Origin of the sequence: Streptomyces erythrochromogenes, assembly GCF_040684695.1 — a bacterium.
GTDB lineage: Bacteria > Actinomycetota > Actinomycetes > Streptomycetales > Streptomycetaceae > Streptomyces > Streptomyces erythrochromogenes_C.
The window spans coordinates 713,204-727,674 of record NZ_JBFBGM010000001.1 but is presented as its reverse complement, the minus strand read 5'-3'; the positions used below and the strand labels follow the sequence as shown (position 1 = coordinate 727,674).

Here is a 14,471-nt window from a genome sequence, read left to right as displayed (position 1 = left end):
GTTGGACGGGCATGCGAATCCTGCGTATCCCCCACACTCTGCCCGTCCTGCTGCTGGCGGGCATCTCGTGCATCGCCGGTCCGGCCCACGCCGCGGGGGCGGACTTCCAGTACGTCGGCCAGGACGACCGGGTCCACGGGCTCACCGCGCCGCGGGGCTGCGTGGCGGCCGAAGGAGGCGGCGGCCGTGCCGTGACCAACGGGACCCGCGCCTCGGCGACCCTCTACCAGGGCCCCCGCTGCACCGGCCGGGTCATCGGGACGCTGCGGCCCGGTGACGCCGTTCAGGTGCGGCCCGCCTTCGCCTCCGTCGCATTCGCCGTCACCGGGTAGGCGCAGGGGCCGTGACCCCTCGGCCCTCCCCGCGTTGTATGCCATGTCAAATGCCACAGATTCTGTGGCACCCCATATCTCACGAGGAGATCTTGATGTCGCGTATCGCGAAGGCATTCGCCATCACCGCTGTCACCGGTAGCGCCGTGGTCGCCGGTGCGGGCCTGGCTGTCGCCGATGCCGGAGCGCACGGTGCGGCGGTCGGCTCCCCCGGTGTCCTGTCGGGCAACCTGCTCCAGGTTCCGGTGCACGTCCCGGTCAACGTCTGCGGCAACACGGTGAACGTGATCGGCCTGCTGAACCCCGCGTTCGGCAACACCTGCGTCAACGCGTCGGGCGGCGGCGCCGACCACCACACCGAGGGTGCCGGCTACGGCCACTGATCGCCTGCACGACCGAAGGGCCCCCGCCGCTCGGCGGGGGCCCTTCCCCTGTGCTCATTCGTAGCGGTACTGACCCTGGTGGCCGAGGACCTCGCGCGGGGTCACGTTCCAGGGCGGCATCGGCTCGTCGAGGGCGATCACCCGGCCGCGCTGGAGGTCGCCGAGGGCCAGGGGCGCCGCGGGCAGGTAGCCGGAGCGGGGGTGCTTGCGCTGCCAGCGGTCCCAGATCAGGTCGACGAAGGCGTGGTGCAGCCAGAACGCGGGGTCGTTGGGCGCCGTACCGCCCGTCATGTGGCCGCCGATCCACTGGTGGACCTTGTTGTGGTTGCGCCAGCGCTCGCTCCTGGGGGCCGCCCAGCCCTCCAGCTTGTTGCGGAATCCGCCCGCCGTGGCCGTGGAGTCCCAGGGCGACACGTCGTAGACCGGGTCGTCGATCGCCCACTGCAGTTCGGCCGGGGTGGGCAGGGCGATCGGGTTCTGCGGCCTGCCCAGGTTGCGGGTGAGGAACGCGGCCTCCGTGATGCCCACGGTCACCGTCCAGTTGCCCTTGTCGTAGGCGAACGGCCCGGTCATCACCTTGCGGTCGGTCGAGCGGCCGGTGCCGCCGAGGAAGTCGTCCGCCCAGAGCGGGGAGACGGGGCTGGTGTCGGTGGTCCAGTCCCAGTACGGGACGGACACGCCGGGGTCGAGCTGCTGCAGCTGCTTCTCGAACTCCAGCAGGTAGAGCCGGTGCCACGGGAAGAAGGACGGCGACATGTGCCCGACGCGCAGCTTGCGGTCGCGGTCGGGCACGAAGTACTTGTCGTGGGTGCGCACCAGGGCGTCGTAGGCGCCGCTGCGCTTGAGCTCCAGTACCGCCGCGGTGAACCGCTTCTTCTGGGCGCTGGTGAGGTTCTTCTGGTTCTGCCGGACGTGCAAAGCGTGGGTCCTCCCGTTCCCATTGGTCGGTCAGCCGTGGTGCGGGGCCGCGAACGCCAGCTGGGTCGTGCCCAGTTCGTCGACCGCGGCCCGGGCCAGTTCCAGTGGGGTCGCGTAGGACTGGAAGTGGTTGACCCCGCTCAGGTAGCTGCCGTCGGCCCGGCGCATGACGTGCAGCGGGCGGCCGTCGATGCGGACCCCGGCGACGTCCACGGCGATGTGCCGGCCCCGGTACGTCTCCTCTTCCAGCGGTGCCGGCGTGAGGGTCTGCCGGGGCCGGCGGGCGCGCAGTACGGGGGCCAGGGCCGCACCCGTACCGGCCAGCACGGCCGCGGTGAACGCCGTGCGCAGGAGGGCGCGTCGGGTCAGAGGTGCGGCGGCGGTTGCTGCGGACATGCGGTCTCCCTCGCTCGGTGGCCGGCGGCTACGGGTCTAACGCCGCGCGGCGGGCGAGGTCACCGGTGGGCGTCGCGGAGCTGCTTGTAGAAGAGGGTCGTCGGGTGGAGCCGGCCCGCCGGGTCGGTGGCGTAGTCGGGGATGGTGCCCGCCTCGATCCAGCCCGCCGAGCGGTAGACGTGCTCGGCGCCGCTGCCGGTCTCGGTGTCCAGGAACAGCAGGAGCACCCCGGCCCGGACGGCCTCGGCCTCCGCGTGCGCGAGGAGGGCGCGGGCGGTGCCGCGGCCCCGGGCGGCCGGGTGGACCATGAGCTTGCGCAGTTCGGCGCGGTGGCGGCCGTTGGGCTTGGACTCCCGGTACCAGCTGACGGTGCCGTCGATGGGGCCGTCGGCGCCGGCGCGGGAGACCCACAGGGCGAGGGATCCGTCCTCGACGGCGGGCAGCAGGGAGTCCCACCAGGCGGCGGCCGCCCGGTGGTCGAGGCCCTCCAGGAAGCCGAGCGAGGAGCCGTCGCGGACCACGGCGTGCAGGAGGGCGGCGAGTTCGGCGCGGTGGGTGCGCAGTCCGGTCGCGGACAGCGCGGTGATCACGGCGGTCATGCGGTGAGCATACGGATCAGTCCTGTACGTGCCGCAGGCGGGGCAGGTGCAGGTCGCGCAGGACGGCGGTCATCCGCAGGGCGAAGACCAGGCCTGCGGAGACGCACGTGGTGGCCGTGTCCCCGGCTCCGGCAGCGTGCAGGGCGAGGTGGACGGCGGCGCCGGCGAGCGCGGCGGTCGCGTACACCTCCTCCCGCAGCAGCAGGGGCGGGAACTCTCCGCACAGGACGTCGCGGACGACCTCGCCGGTGACTCCGGTCAGCACGGCGAGGATGAGGACGGCGACGGGCGTGACGTGGGCGTCGATGGCCGCGCGGGCCCCGATGACGGTGACGACGGCGAGTCCGACGGCGTCGACGACCATGAGGGTGCGGTGCGGGAGCGTGGGCCGGCGGCGCAGGTGGAGCATGGTCGCCACGGCGACGGCGGCGATGACGACGAGCAGCAGCCGGTCGTGGGTCCAGTAGAGCGGGTGCCGGCCGAGGACGAGGTCGCGCAGGGTGCCGCCGGAGAGGGCGGCGGCGAAGGCGAGGACGAGCCCGCCGAAGGGGTCCATGCCGGCCCGGTGGGCGGCCAGTACGCCGGAGGCCGCGAAGGCGGCTATGCCGAGCAGGTAGAGGGCGTGCAGCACGGCGCGCCTCCTTCACGGGGCGGGACGGGGCGGGGGTCGGGGCGACCCGTCGAGACTGCCGCACCGGGCGCCGCCGCCGCATCGGCCGTCCGGCCGGGGCCGAGCAGGCGGAATCGGCCGAAGGGACGAGCACGGGGCGGCCGGCGGCCGGGGCTGCCCTGCCGACGCCCTTGCGTACGGGACCCGTCGCGTACCCGGTCGACCACGTGCCGCCCGCGCAGTTCGGCTGCGAGCCGCTTCCGGGCGGCCGGCCGGGCCGAGCCCCGGTCGCCCACCCGCAGGTCCGGGGGCGGCGGGGCCGGCGGAGCCCGCAAGGGCGCGGGCATGCGTCCGGTCGGGCACCCGCCGCCGCAGGCCGGGGCCCTTCAGGGAGCGGGGAGTTCCGCGAAGTCGGCGACCAGGCCGCGGTGGTGGCCGGCCGTGCCGAGGGCGAGGGAGTCGGCCTTGGCCCGCTTGAGGTAGAGGTGGGCCGGGTGTTCCCAGGTCATGCCGATGCCGCCGTGGAGCTGGACGCACTCCTCGGCAGCGCGGACGGCCACCCCCGAGCAGTAGGCCTGGGCGACGGCGACCGTGAGCGGCGCGTCGGGGGCCCCGGTGGCGAGGGCGTCGGCCGCGGCCCGGGCGGCGGCCCGGGCGGAGGCCACGTCGAGCCAGAGCCGCGCCAGGCGGTGCTTGAGGGCCTGGAAGGAGCCGACGGGCCGGTTGAACTGGTAGCGGCCCCTGACGTGTGCGACGGTCTCGGTCAGGCACCACTCGGCCAGCCCGACCTGCTCGGACGCGAGCAGTCCCGCGGCGCAGAGCAGCGCTCCCGCGACGGCCGCCCGGGCCGTCGCGGGGTCGGCGAGGCGGGTGCCCGGGGCTCCCTCCAGGGTGATGGTGGCCAGCGGACGGGTCAGGTCCAGCGGGACGAGCGGGGTCACACCGGCCTCTTCGGCACGGACGGCGTGGAGCCCGGTGTCGGCCAGGACGAGCAGGACGTCGGCGGCCACCGCGTCCGCCACGGCGGTGACCGTGCCGGTCAGGGCCGCGCCGCCGGTGTCCCGCACGGGCGCGGGCAGGCGCGCCCCGGGGGCCAGGGTCAGCGGCAGCGCCGGGACGCAGACGGTGCGTCCCGCGGCCAGTTCCGCCAGCAGCGGTGCCGCTTCGGGGGTGTCGCAGGCGAGCAGGATCTCCGTGGCGAGCACGGCGCTCGTGAGGTAGGGGACGGGCGCCACGGCGCGGCCCAGTTCCTCCAGCACCACGGCCGCCTCGCGGTGCCCCGCGCCCTGGCCGCCCAGCTTCTCGGGTACGAGGAGGCCCGCCGCGCCGATCCCGGCGGCGAGGGTGTGCCACAGGGCCGGGTCGTGCGGCCGGCCCGTCTCGGCGCGGTCGAGGATCCCCTGGGCGTCGCACCGGTCGGTGAGGAGCGAGCGTACGGCGGCGCGCAGTTCCTCCTCGGCCTCGGAGTAGAGGAGGTCGGCCGGTGCCGCCGGCGGTGTCGGGGCCGTCGGTGCCGTCATCGGGAGAGGTCCTTCCATGCGAGGTCCTTGTCGTCGCGCGGCTCGGGGGGCAGGCCGAGGACGCGTTCGGCGACGATGTTGAGGAGGATTTCGCTCGTGCCGCCCTCGATGCTGTTGCCCTTGGCGCGCAGGTAGCGGTAGCCGGCGTCACGGCCGGTGAAGTCGACGAGTTCGGGGCGGCGCATGGTCCAGTCCTCGTACAGGAGGCCCTCCTCCGCGAGGAGTTCGACCTCCAGGCCGCTGATCTCCTGGTTGAGGCGGGCGAAGGTCAGCTTCATGCCCGAGCCCTCGGGGCCGGGCTGGCCCGCGGCGAGCTGCTGGCGCAGCCGCTCCCCCGTGAGGCGGGCCACCTCGGCCTCGACCCACAGCTCCAGCAGCCGCTGGTGGAGGGCGTGGGTGCGCAGGGCCGGGCGTTCGCGCCAGGCCGCGGCGACGGGTGCGATCATGCCGCCCTCGCGGGGGATGCGCATGCCGCCGATGGAGACGCGCTCGTTCATCAGGGTGGTGCGGGCGACCGCCCAGCCCTGGCCGACGGCGCCGAGGCGGTGGGTGTCGGGGATGCGGACGCCGGTGAGGAAGACCTCGTTGAACTCGGCCTCGCCGGTGATCTGGCGCAGCGGCCGGACCTCGACGCCGGGGTCGTGCATGTCGCACAGGAAGTAGGTGATGCCCTGGTGCTTGGGCAGGGCCGGGTCGGTGCGGGCGACGAGGATGCCCCAGCGGGCGTTGTGGGCGCTGGACGTCCAGACCTTCTGGCCGTCGACGGTCCATTCCCCGGCGCTTTCGTCGAGGACGGCGCGGGTGGCGAGTGCGGCGAGGTCCGATCCGGCGCCGGGCTCGCTGAAGAGCTGGCACCAGACCTCCTCGCCCAGCCACAGGGGGCGCAGGAAGCGCCGCTTCTGCTCCTCGGTGCCGTACGCGAGGATCGTGGGCGCGGCCATGCCGAGGCCGATGCCGATCCGGCGCGGGTCGTTGTCCGGGGCGCCGGCGGCCTCCAGTTCGGCGTCGACGACGGCTTGGAGGGTACGGGGGGCGCCGAGCCCGCCGAGGCCCTCGGGGTAGTGCACCCAGGCGAGTCCGGCGTCGAAGCGGGCGCGGAGGAACTCGGTGCGGCCGGTGCCGGCGGGCGGATGCGCGGCGAGGAGTTCCCGGGTGCGGGCGCGCAGCGCCTCGGCGGTGGTGGGGGTGCTGGGGGTGGCTCCGGCGGTCATCGGGCGGCCCCGTCCAGGCCCGGGACGACCACCAGGCGGCCGGTGGTGGTCCCGTCGGCGAGGCGCTGCACGGCGTCGGCGGCCCCTGCGAGCGGGACGCGTTCGCTGACCAGGGGTGTGACCGCGCCTTCGGCGGCGAGCCGGGTGAGCTCGGTGTGGCAGGCGAGGACGGCCGCGGGGTCCTTGGCCGCGTACAGGCCCCAGTGCAGGCCGAGCACGGAGTAGTTCTTCACGAGGGCGTGGTTGAGGGCGGGGGCGGGGACGGTGCCGCTCGCGAAGCCGACGACGACGATCCGGCCCTCGAAGGCGACGCACTTGGCGGAGGCGGTGTAGGCGTCCCCGCCGACCGGGTCGTAGACGACGTCGACGCCGCGGCCGCCGGTGAACTCCTTGACGCGGGGGGCGATTTCCTCCGCCGTACGGTCGATCACCAGGTCGCAGCCGAGTTCCTCGGCGGTGCGGGCCTTGTCCTTGCCGCCGACCACCCCGATCACGGTGGCTCCGGCCGCCCTGCCCAGCTGGACGGCTGCGCTGCCGACCCCGCCGGCGGCCGCGTGGACGAGGAGGGTCTCGCCGGCCCGGAGGCGGGCGCGGCGGTGCAGGCCGAACCAGCCGGTCTGGTAGCCGATGTGGAGGGCGGCCGCCTCGGCGTCGTCGAGGGTGTCCGGGGCAGGCAGCAGGGCGCGGGCGGGCGCGGTGACGTACTCGGCGAACCCGCCGTGCGGCAGGCTGGGGTTGGCGATGACGCGGCGGCCGTCCTCGGTCTCCCCGCAGACCTCGACGCCGGGGGTGAAGGGCAGCGGGGGTTTGATCTGGTACTGCCCGCGGGCGAGCAGCGCGTCGGGGAAGTTGACGTTGGCGGCGAGGACCCGGAGTTTCACCTCGCCCTCGCCGGGGACGGGTTCGGGAACCTCTTCGAGGCGCATGGCCTCGCGGGGCTCTCCGGGGGTATGTACTCGCCATGCCTGCATCCGGGGCCTCCAGCCGCCGTCGAGGAATCACGCTCCGGGCGCATACTAAGCGGTCGCTTGCCCTCCTGTGAACCGTTGGCAGGCGCACATGCCGCCCCGCCTCCAACAACACGCGTCATTTCAGGCCACATTCGCCACACCGTCAGGCAAGATGTGGCGTGCACGTGTCATGACTCAACGGGGAACTGCACCTGTCCAGGGGGGACCACCACATGAGAAGAAGCATGTCCGCGGCCGCAGCCGCGGTCGTTCTGGCCGGCCTGATCACCGCGGCCGGCCCGGCCGCCGCGGCGACCGACGCGAAGTGCGCGCCGAAGATCCAGGTGCTCGGCTCGATCGGGGACGAGTCGTACTACCGCGACATGCCGCAGAGCCAGGGCGTCCACGACTTCGGTGCGGACGGCCTCGCCGTCGGCGTCTCGGGCTACAAGCCGGTCTACTGGACCGGCACCACCGTCCACCGGGTCCCGCTCACCGACCCGAACGTGTCGGGCCAGGTGCTCGCCGTCAACGCGCACGGCCTGATGGTGGGCGTCCTCCGCGGCTCCGGCAGTGCCTCCCTGTTCACCTACCAGGCGGGTGCCGCGGCGATCACCCCGCTGCCGGGCAGCGACGGCTCGGACCTCGAGGCCGACGTCAACGACGCCGGGTACGTGGTCTCCCGCTCCGACAGCTGGATCGCCACCGTCTGGAAGGACGGCCAGAAGGTCCGCGAGCTGCCCGTCCCGGCCGACGCCGGCCCGGGGACCCGGATCACGATGGTCACCGGCATCAACAACCACGGCGACATCCTCGGCATGGCCACGCAGGACCACGAGGTTCCGGAGACCGGCGAGCACCTGGAGAACACCCACCCGGTGCTGTGGCCGGGGGACGGCGGAGCCGCCCGGCTGCTGGCTCCCACGATGAACGACAGCTACGTCCAGGACCTCGACGAAAGCGGCCGGGTCGTCGGCTACGACTGGTCCGGGCCGTGGTACGAGTACCGCACGTGGGTCTGGGAGCCCCCGGTCGGCGGCCCCGGCACCTCTCCCGGCGGGCTGAGCTCGCACCCGTACGCCACCTTCGAGGCGATCAGCCCCACCACGAACCTCAGCGTCGGCACGGCCAAGTTCCACCCGGACCAGATGACCCTGCCGGACCAGGCACTGCTGCGGGCCGGTTCCGGCCCGGTCAAGGCCCTGCCGCGGCTGGCCGCGGGCGGCGCGAGCATGGCGGACGCCGTGTCGGACGCCGACCGGGTCGGCGGGGCGGCGGTGAACGCGAAGGGCAGGCTCAAGCCGGTGATCTGGACCTGCGCGACCAAGCAGGCGTACAACCCCGGCAGCTAGCAGCCGCCCTCCGGGGATGGCGATCTGAGCGCCCGCGCGCTATCGATGGGCGGATGGAGAACCCTCAGCGCGGCCTGCCCGCGCCGCCGCCGCCCGGTGCCGCCGCCCTGCCCCCCGGTACGTTCGCGGGCCAGGTGGTCCTCGTGACCGGCGGCGGCACCGGGCTGGGCAAGGCCGTGGCGGCCGAGTTCGCGCGGCTCGGCGCCGACCTGCTGATCGCGGGCCGGCGCCCCGAGCGGCTCAAGGCAGCGCAGGACGAGCTGGCCGCCGTTCCGGGCGCGGGCCGGGTGAGCGCCGCCGTCTGCGACATCCGGGACCCGGAGCGGGTCGCGGAGGTCTTCGACGCGGCGCAGGCGGCGCTCGGGCTGCCGGACGTCCTGGTCAACAACGCCGCAGCCAATTTCCCGTCCCCGGCGGAGGACCTCTCGCCGAACGCCTGGCGGGCGGTCGTCGACATCACCCTGACCGGCACCTGGTTCATGACCCGCGAGTTCGGCCGCCGCCACCTCGCCGCCGGCACCCCCGGGTCGATCGTCAACATCGGCGCCTCGTACGCCTGGACCGGCGGGCCGGGCTTCGCCCACAGCGCCGCCGCCAAGGCCGGGGTGAAGAACCTCGTGGAGACCCTCGCCGTGGAGTGGGGCCCGTACGGCATCCAGATCAACGGGCTCGTCCCGGGCCTGTTCCCGCACGCCGACATGACCGCGGACATCCGCGGCGGACTGGACCGCGCCGCGCCCGGCGCCAAGGACGCCCGGCAGCCGGCCCTGCGGGTCGGGGAGCCGCGCGAACTGGGCTGGGCCGCGACCTTCCTGGCCTCGCCGTACGCCCGGTTCGTCACCGGCCACACGCTGGTCGTCGACGGGGCCAACTGGCAGCGCCGGACGGTGGTCAGCCCCGAGGTGGTCCCGGTACGGGAGCAGCTGGGGCGCGGGCCCTTCCGCGCCGGACCGGGCGGGCCCCGCCCGGCGGCTCAGCCTCCGGCAAGCGCATAGCGCCGCTCGCGCGCGGCGGCCGCGGCCGGTCAGCCCCCGGTGAAGCGGGGCGGCCGGCGCTCCGCCTGGGCGCCGTAGCCCTCGCGGGCGTCGTCCGAGGCGAGCGTGAGGGCCGCGGTCATCGCCACCCGGTCGAGGGCCGCGGGGAGGGCGGCGTCGGCGTAGGCGTCGACCGCGCGCTTGATGCCCTGGACCGCGAGGGGGGCGTTGGCGGCGATCTCCGCCGCCAGGGCACCGGAGGCCGCCGCCAGTTCGTCCGCCTCGACGAGGAGTTGAACCAGGCCCAGCCGTTCGGCGGTCGCGGCGTCGATGCGGCGGCCCGTCAGGGCCAGGAACTTCGCCCAGCCGGCGCCCGCCTCGCGGGCGATGCGCAGGTCGCCGCCCGCGTCGACCGCCACGCCCAACCGGGCCTCGGGGAGGGCGAAGACGGCGTCCCGCGCCGCCACCCGGATGTCGGCCATCAGCGCCAGTTCGAAGCCGAAGCCGAGGCAGTAGCCCTGGACGGCGGCCACCACCGGCTGCGGGAGCCGGGCGAGGACCGCGAAGCGCTCGTGGACCCAGCGGATGCCCTCGTAGTAGTTGCGGGTGCGTTCGGCGGCGGAACCGCCGGTGATGGCTCCGCCCGGGGCGGTCACGTCGATGCCCGCGCAGAAGGCCCGGCCCTCGGCCCGCAGCAGCACGGCCCGCACCGCGGGGTCGAAGCGGATCCGGTCCGCGAACAGTCCGAGCTGCCGGCTGGACTCCCAGCTCCAGCCGTTGAGTTTGTCGGGGCGGCAGAGGGTGAGGACCGCGACGCCGTCCGCGACGTCCAGCCGCAGCCGCTCCTCCCCCTCCGCGATCTGTGTGGAGATGGTGTCGATCACCTTGTCCCGCACCTCCGGCCCCGACAGCTGCCCGATACCTGATGGACCGTCAGGCTAGGGGTGGGAGGGTCAGCGGGGGAAGACCTCGAACGCGACCGCCGGACGGCCGCCGAACCGGGCCGCGACCCGCTCGGCGTTGCCGGTGAGGAAGGTGCGGACGTACTCCTCGGGGTCCTGGTCCGTCAGCGCCTCGATGTAGGCCTTGTGCTCCATCAGGGAGAGCACCGACCGCTCCAGGCCCGGACCGGCGTCGGCCGCGTGCGTGGGGGTGCTGGTCCCGGCCACCGCCACCCAGCGGACCCCGTCCCACGGCTCCAGGCCCTGCTCGGAGATGAGCTCCGGGAAGATCCACCGGTTGCCCGCGTCGGCAGCCGCGTCCAGGGTGGCCCGGCCGACGGCCTTGTGGTCGGGGGTGTTCCAGTAGCCGCCGCCCTGCTCCCCGCCCCACGTGTCGCGGTGGTTGAGGGTGATGACCAGCTCGGGACGGTGCCGGCGGATGGCCGCCGCGATGTCCCGGCGCAGGCCGAGCCCGTATTCGACGACCCCGTCGCGGTGGTCGAGGAACTCCACCGCGGACACGCCGACCACGGCGGCGCTCGCGCGCTGCTCCGCCTCGCGCACCGGGGCGCAGTCGGCGGGGGCGAGGGAGTCGATGCCCGCCTCACCGCGGGTGGCCAGGAGGTACACCACCTCCCGGCCGCCGTCCGTCCAGTCCGCGATGGCGGCCGCGCACCCGTACTCCAGGTCGTCCGGGTGGGCGACGACGGCGAGGGCACGCCGCCAGTCGGTGGGCATGGGCTCCAAGGGGGCCTGCTGATCACGTTGTTCGGTCATGCGTCGCACAATAGGCGAATGGACCGTCACGGACAGGTAGTGGCTCTTCTGGATGCCGGCGGGACCTTCTTCGAGCCCGCCCGTACGGCGTTCCCGGGCGCGGACGAGGCCGCCTGGGCGCGCGCGGCGCTGCTGGATCCGGGGGCGGCCGGCCCCGGTGGCGCCTGGCGGCTGGACTTCCGCTGCTTCGCGATCGCACGGCCGGGCGGCCGGTGGGTGCTGGTGGACGCGGGGGTCGGGCCGGCGGACGGGCCGGCCGCCGGGTGGGCGCCGGTGCCCGGGCGGCTGCCCGCCGCCCTCGCGGCGGCCGGCATCGCACCGTCCGACGTGGAGACGGTGGTCCTGACCCACCTGCACGAGGACCACGCGGGCTGGACCGCGGGCCCGGGCGGGGAACCGTTCTTCCCCGCCGCGCGCCACGTCGTACAGCGGGCGGAGGTCGCGGCCCTCGACCGGGACGACCCGGTGTGGGAGTGGACGGTGGCCCCGCTGCGGGAGACCGGGCAGCTGCACGAGGTGGACGGGACGCACCGGCTGGGAGCGGGCATCACCCTGCTGCCCACACCCGGGCACACCCCCGGCCACCAGTCGGTGCTGGTGGAGCAGGGCGGGGCGGGCCGGGACGTCCTGGTCACCGGTGACGTGCTGGTGCACGCGGTGCAGTGGGCCGATCCGGCGGTCCCCTACTCGCACGAGCGCGACCGGGCCGCCGCGCGCGCCTCCCGCGAGGGACTGCTGGCGCGGGCGGCGCGCAGCGGCGCCCTGCTGGCCACGGCCCATCTGACCCGTGCCTTCGTGGAACCGCCGGACGCCGCGGAGCCGGGCCCGCCGCGCTGAATGCGGGTGCGGGCCCGGCCGGTCAGGCCTCGTCGCGTACGAGGGCGAGCAGGCGGTCCAGTACGCGGGGGCCGCCCGCGCGCAGGCCGTCGTGCTCGAACTCGTCCGTCACCCAGGTCCGCAGGCCCCGCACGGCGCGGGCCGTGCGCAGCGAGTCCTCCACGTCCACGTACATGTCGTCGTGGTAGATCGCGGCCGCCACCGGCACCTCGTTGGCCGCCAGCCGCTCCGGATCGTAGAGCGGCTGCCAGCCGGTACGGGCGGCCAGCAGGTCGGCGGTCTCGCGCAGCGGGGCGAGGGCCGGGTCGGTGGTGAAGTGCCAGGGGTGGATGGTCTCGCCGGTGAAGAGCACGGGTTCGTCGCCCGTGAGGGCCTTGCGGGCGTCGAAGCGGGGGTGTTCCGCCCGCACGCGGTCGGCGGCCCAGGCCGTGGGAGCGGCCGGGTCCTGGGCGTAGATCGCCTCGTGGACCAGCGCGTAGAGGGGGTGCCCTGCGAAGGAGAGGAGGCCGCGGGCTCCTTCCAGGAAGGCGTCGGAGAGGGCCGGTCCGCAGGAGGTGGGGACGAAGGCGTCCTCCAGCAGGTAGTGGAGCTGGTGGCTGCCGTCGCCGCCGCCGAGGAGGATCCCGAGGGACTGGAAGGCCTCGACCGTCAGGACGTGGCCGCCGGGGAGTTCGGCCGGCTGCTCCGCGAGGTGGGCGGCGATCCGGCGGGCCCTCTCGACGTCCATCGGGTAACGGGCGTAGTGGGCCGCGTTCTTGCGCGCGATGCGCGGGTAGGCGGCCCGGTAGACCTCGTCGGCGGTGGCCGTCAGCGACGGGAGGCCGCCGGTGATCAGGGCGGCGGTGAGCCCCTCGGGTGCGCTGGAGAGGTAGCGGACGGTGCAGAAGCCGCCGAAGCTCTGGCCGAGTACGGTCCAGGGCGCGCCACCGGTGAGTCCGGGGCGGATCGCCTCGGCGTCGCGCACGATGGAGTCGGCGCGGAAGTGGGCGAGGTGCTCGGCCTGCTGGGCGGGGGTGCCGCGCAGCGGCAGCGTCTGGCGGTTCACCGGGGTGGACCGGCCGGTGCCGCGCTGGTCCAGCAGCAGCACCCGGTAGTCCTCCAGGGCCCGCTCCAGCCAGGCCTGCCGGCCGACGAAGCGGCGGGCGCCGAAGCCCGGGCCGCCCTCCAGGTACAGCAGCCAGGGCAGGCTCTCCGGGTCCTTGCCGGTGGCGACCACCTCTCGGCCGTACAGCTCGATCCGCTCCCCGTCCGGGCGCGCGTGGTCCAGGGGGACGGAGAACCGGTGGTCGGTGAGGACCGTGCCGGGCTGGCGGTAGCTGTGGACGACGGTCACGGACGGCCCCCAGGGTGACGAGGTACGGAGTTCCGCGCCCCGGCCGGGTGAGGCACGGGCGGGCGCGGCGGCGGTCCGCCCGAGTCTAGGCCGTGTCCGGGGCGCAGGGCGCGGTGGGGGCTTACCCCGGCCGGCCTTCCGTGCGGCGCGGCGGACCGGGGCGCACGGAAGGCGGTGGCGGGGCTGACGGGGCTGACGGAGCGGAAGGGGCTGGGTCAGAACTCGACGACCGAGCGGAGCACCTCGCCGCGCTCCATCCGGGCGAAGGCCTCCTCGACCCCGTCGAGCGGGATGGTCTCGGAGACGAAGGCGTCCAGGTCGAGGCGGCCCTGCAGGTAGAGATCGATCAGCAGGGGGAAGTCGCGCTCGGGCAAGCAGTCGCCGTACCAGGAGGACTTCAGTGCGCCGCCGCGGCCGAAGACGTCCAGGAGGGGGAGTTCGAGCTTCATCTCCGGGGTCGGGACGCCGACCAGGACCACCGTCCCGGCCAGGTCGCGCGCGTAGAAGGCCTGCTGGTAGGTCTCGGGGCGGCCCACGGCGTCGATGACGACGTCGGCCCCGTTGCCCCCGGTGAGGGCCTGGACGGCCTTGACGACGTCCTCGGTGCGGCCGTTGACGGTGTGCGTGGCGCCGAGTCCGCGCGCCCATTCCAGCTTCCGGTCGTCCAGGTCCACCGCGATGATCCGCGAGGCGCCCGCCAGGCGGGCGCCGGCCACGGCCGCGTTGCCCACTCCCCCGCAGCCGATGACGGCGACGGAGTCGCCCCGGCCGACGTTCCCGGTGTTGAGGGCGGCGCCGAGGCCGGCCATCACACCGCAGCCGAGGAGTCCGGCCGCGGCCGGGGAGGCGGCCGGGTCCACCTTGGTGCACTGGCCGGCCGCGACCAGGGTCTTCTCGGCGAACGCGCCGATCCCGAGCGCCGGGGAGAGCGGGGTGCCGTCCTCCAGCGTCATGGGCTGGGTGGCGTTGTGCGTGGCGAAGCAGTACCAGGGGCGGCCGCGCTTGCAGGCCCGACAGGTGCCGCACACCGCACGCCAGTTGAGCACGACGAAGTCGCCCGGCGCCACGGAGGTGACGTCCGGCCCGACGGACTCGACGATCCCGGCCGCCTCGTGTCCGAGCAGGAAGGGGAACTCGTCGTTGATGCCGCCTTCGCGGTAGTGCAGGTCGGTGTGGCAGACCCCGCAGGCCTGCACCCGGACGAGGGCCTCGCCCGGTCCCGGGTCGGGCACGAGGATCGTCGTCGTCTCCACCGGTGCGCCCTTGCTCCGGGCGATGATCCCTCGTACGCGATGTGTCACGTCGTACCCCGTTCTGATCGGTTCGGTCTGGATCAAC

General features: G+C 74.7%; 16 protein-coding genes. 5 read left to right on the top strand and 11 right to left on the bottom strand.

What is annotated here, in order from left to right; translation table 11 throughout:
- Positions 1 to 11 precede the first annotated feature (11 nt).
- Together AB0O53_RS03130 and AB0O53_RS03125 are read left to right on the top strand one after the other, a co-directional pair.
- A complete protein-coding gene (locus AB0O53_RS03130; RefSeq protein WP_350989334.1) occupies positions 12 to 332 on the top strand; it encodes a hypothetical protein in 321 nt (106 codons plus the stop codon).
- 95 nt (positions 333 to 427) lie between these two features.
- On the top strand, positions 428 to 715 hold the full coding sequence (locus AB0O53_RS03125) for a chaplin (RefSeq protein ID WP_350989332.1): 288 nt from the start codon (positions 428 to 430) through the stop codon (positions 713 to 715).
- 54 nt (positions 716 to 769) lie between these two features.
- On the opposite strand, the gene AB0O53_RS03120 is transcribed toward AB0O53_RS03125, so the two are convergent.
- From AB0O53_RS03120 to AB0O53_RS03090, 7 genes are all read right to left on the bottom strand, one after another.
- A complete protein-coding gene (locus tag AB0O53_RS03120) occupies positions 770 to 1,633 on the bottom strand; it encodes a tyrosinase family protein (RefSeq protein WP_350989330.1) in 864 nt (287 codons plus the stop codon).
- A gap of 30 nt (positions 1,634 to 1,663) precedes the next feature.
- Entirely contained in the window at positions 1,664 to 2,029 is a 366-nt protein-coding gene (locus AB0O53_RS03115; protein ID WP_365192939.1) for a tyrosinase family oxidase copper chaperone, read from the bottom strand.
- 59 nt (positions 2,030 to 2,088) lie between these two features.
- Positions 2,089 to 2,628: a GNAT family N-acetyltransferase gene (locus AB0O53_RS03110; protein WP_365192937.1), complete on the bottom strand. Its 540-nt coding sequence runs from the start codon at positions 2,626 to 2,628 to the stop codon at positions 2,089 to 2,091.
- A gap of 16 nt (positions 2,629 to 2,644) precedes the next feature.
- Positions 2,645 to 3,259, bottom strand: a complete 615-nt coding sequence (locus AB0O53_RS03105) for a trimeric intracellular cation channel family protein (protein ID WP_365192935.1) — start codon at positions 3,257 to 3,259, stop codon at positions 2,645 to 2,647.
- 365 nt (positions 3,260 to 3,624) lie between these two features.
- Positions 3,625 to 4,758, bottom strand: coding sequence for an acyl-CoA dehydrogenase family protein (locus AB0O53_RS03100; RefSeq protein WP_365192933.1), 1,134 nt, complete (start codon positions 4,756 to 4,758; stop codon positions 3,625 to 3,627).
- Positions 4,755 to 5,969 (bottom strand): acyl-CoA dehydrogenase family protein, encoded by a 1,215-nt coding sequence (locus AB0O53_RS03095; protein WP_365192931.1) that lies wholly within the window; start codon positions 5,967 to 5,969, stop codon positions 4,755 to 4,757. The genes AB0O53_RS03100 and AB0O53_RS03095 overlap by 4 nt, the downstream gene beginning before the upstream one ends.
- Positions 5,966 to 6,940 (bottom strand): NADPH:quinone oxidoreductase family protein, encoded by a 975-nt coding sequence (locus AB0O53_RS03090; protein WP_365192929.1) that lies wholly within the window; start codon positions 6,938 to 6,940, stop codon positions 5,966 to 5,968. Before AB0O53_RS03090 ends, AB0O53_RS03095 begins: the two co-directional genes overlap by 4 nt.
- A gap of 224 nt (positions 6,941 to 7,164) precedes the next feature.
- Between AB0O53_RS03090 and AB0O53_RS03085 the strand changes: the two genes are divergently transcribed.
- Entirely contained in the window at positions 7,165 to 8,271 is a 1,107-nt protein-coding gene (locus AB0O53_RS03085) for a hypothetical protein (RefSeq protein WP_365192927.1), read from the top strand.
- Positions 8,272 to 8,324: 53 nt separating this feature from the next.
- Positions 8,325 to 9,266 (top strand): SDR family oxidoreductase, encoded by a 942-nt coding sequence (locus tag AB0O53_RS03080; RefSeq protein ID WP_350989314.1) that lies wholly within the window; start codon positions 8,325 to 8,327, stop codon positions 9,264 to 9,266.
- Between the two features lie 29 nt (positions 9,267 to 9,295).
- Here the strand turns inward: AB0O53_RS03080 and AB0O53_RS03075 are convergent, their stop codons facing one another.
- Positions 9,296 to 10,129 carry an enoyl-CoA hydratase/isomerase family protein gene (locus tag AB0O53_RS03075; RefSeq protein WP_350989312.1) on the bottom strand — a complete coding sequence of 278 codons (834 nt, stop codon included), beginning with the start codon at positions 10,127 to 10,129 and terminating at the stop codon, positions 9,296 to 9,298.
- A 69-nt stretch (positions 10,130 to 10,198) separates the two neighbouring features.
- Complete coding sequence (locus AB0O53_RS03070) at positions 10,199 to 10,963, bottom strand: PIG-L deacetylase family protein (RefSeq protein ID WP_350989311.1); 765 nt, start codon at positions 10,961 to 10,963, stop codon at positions 10,199 to 10,201.
- An 18-nt stretch (positions 10,964 to 10,981) separates the two neighbouring features.
- Between AB0O53_RS03070 and AB0O53_RS03065 the strand changes: the two genes are divergently transcribed.
- Complete coding sequence (locus tag AB0O53_RS03065) at positions 10,982 to 11,800, top strand: MBL fold metallo-hydrolase (RefSeq protein WP_434094318.1); 819 nt, start codon at positions 10,982 to 10,984, stop codon at positions 11,798 to 11,800.
- A gap of 22 nt (positions 11,801 to 11,822) precedes the next feature.
- Here AB0O53_RS03065 and AB0O53_RS03060 read toward each other — a convergent pair whose 3' ends face one another.
- On the bottom strand, positions 11,823 to 13,133 hold the full coding sequence (locus AB0O53_RS03060) for an alpha/beta fold hydrolase (protein WP_350989307.1): 1,311 nt from the start codon (positions 13,131 to 13,133) through the stop codon (positions 11,823 to 11,825).
- Positions 13,134 to 13,348: 215 nt separating this feature from the next.
- Positions 13,349 to 14,434, bottom strand: coding sequence for an S-(hydroxymethyl)mycothiol dehydrogenase (locus AB0O53_RS03055; protein ID WP_350989305.1), 1,086 nt, complete (start codon positions 14,432 to 14,434; stop codon positions 13,349 to 13,351).
- Positions 14,435 to 14,471: the final 37 nt, after the last annotated feature.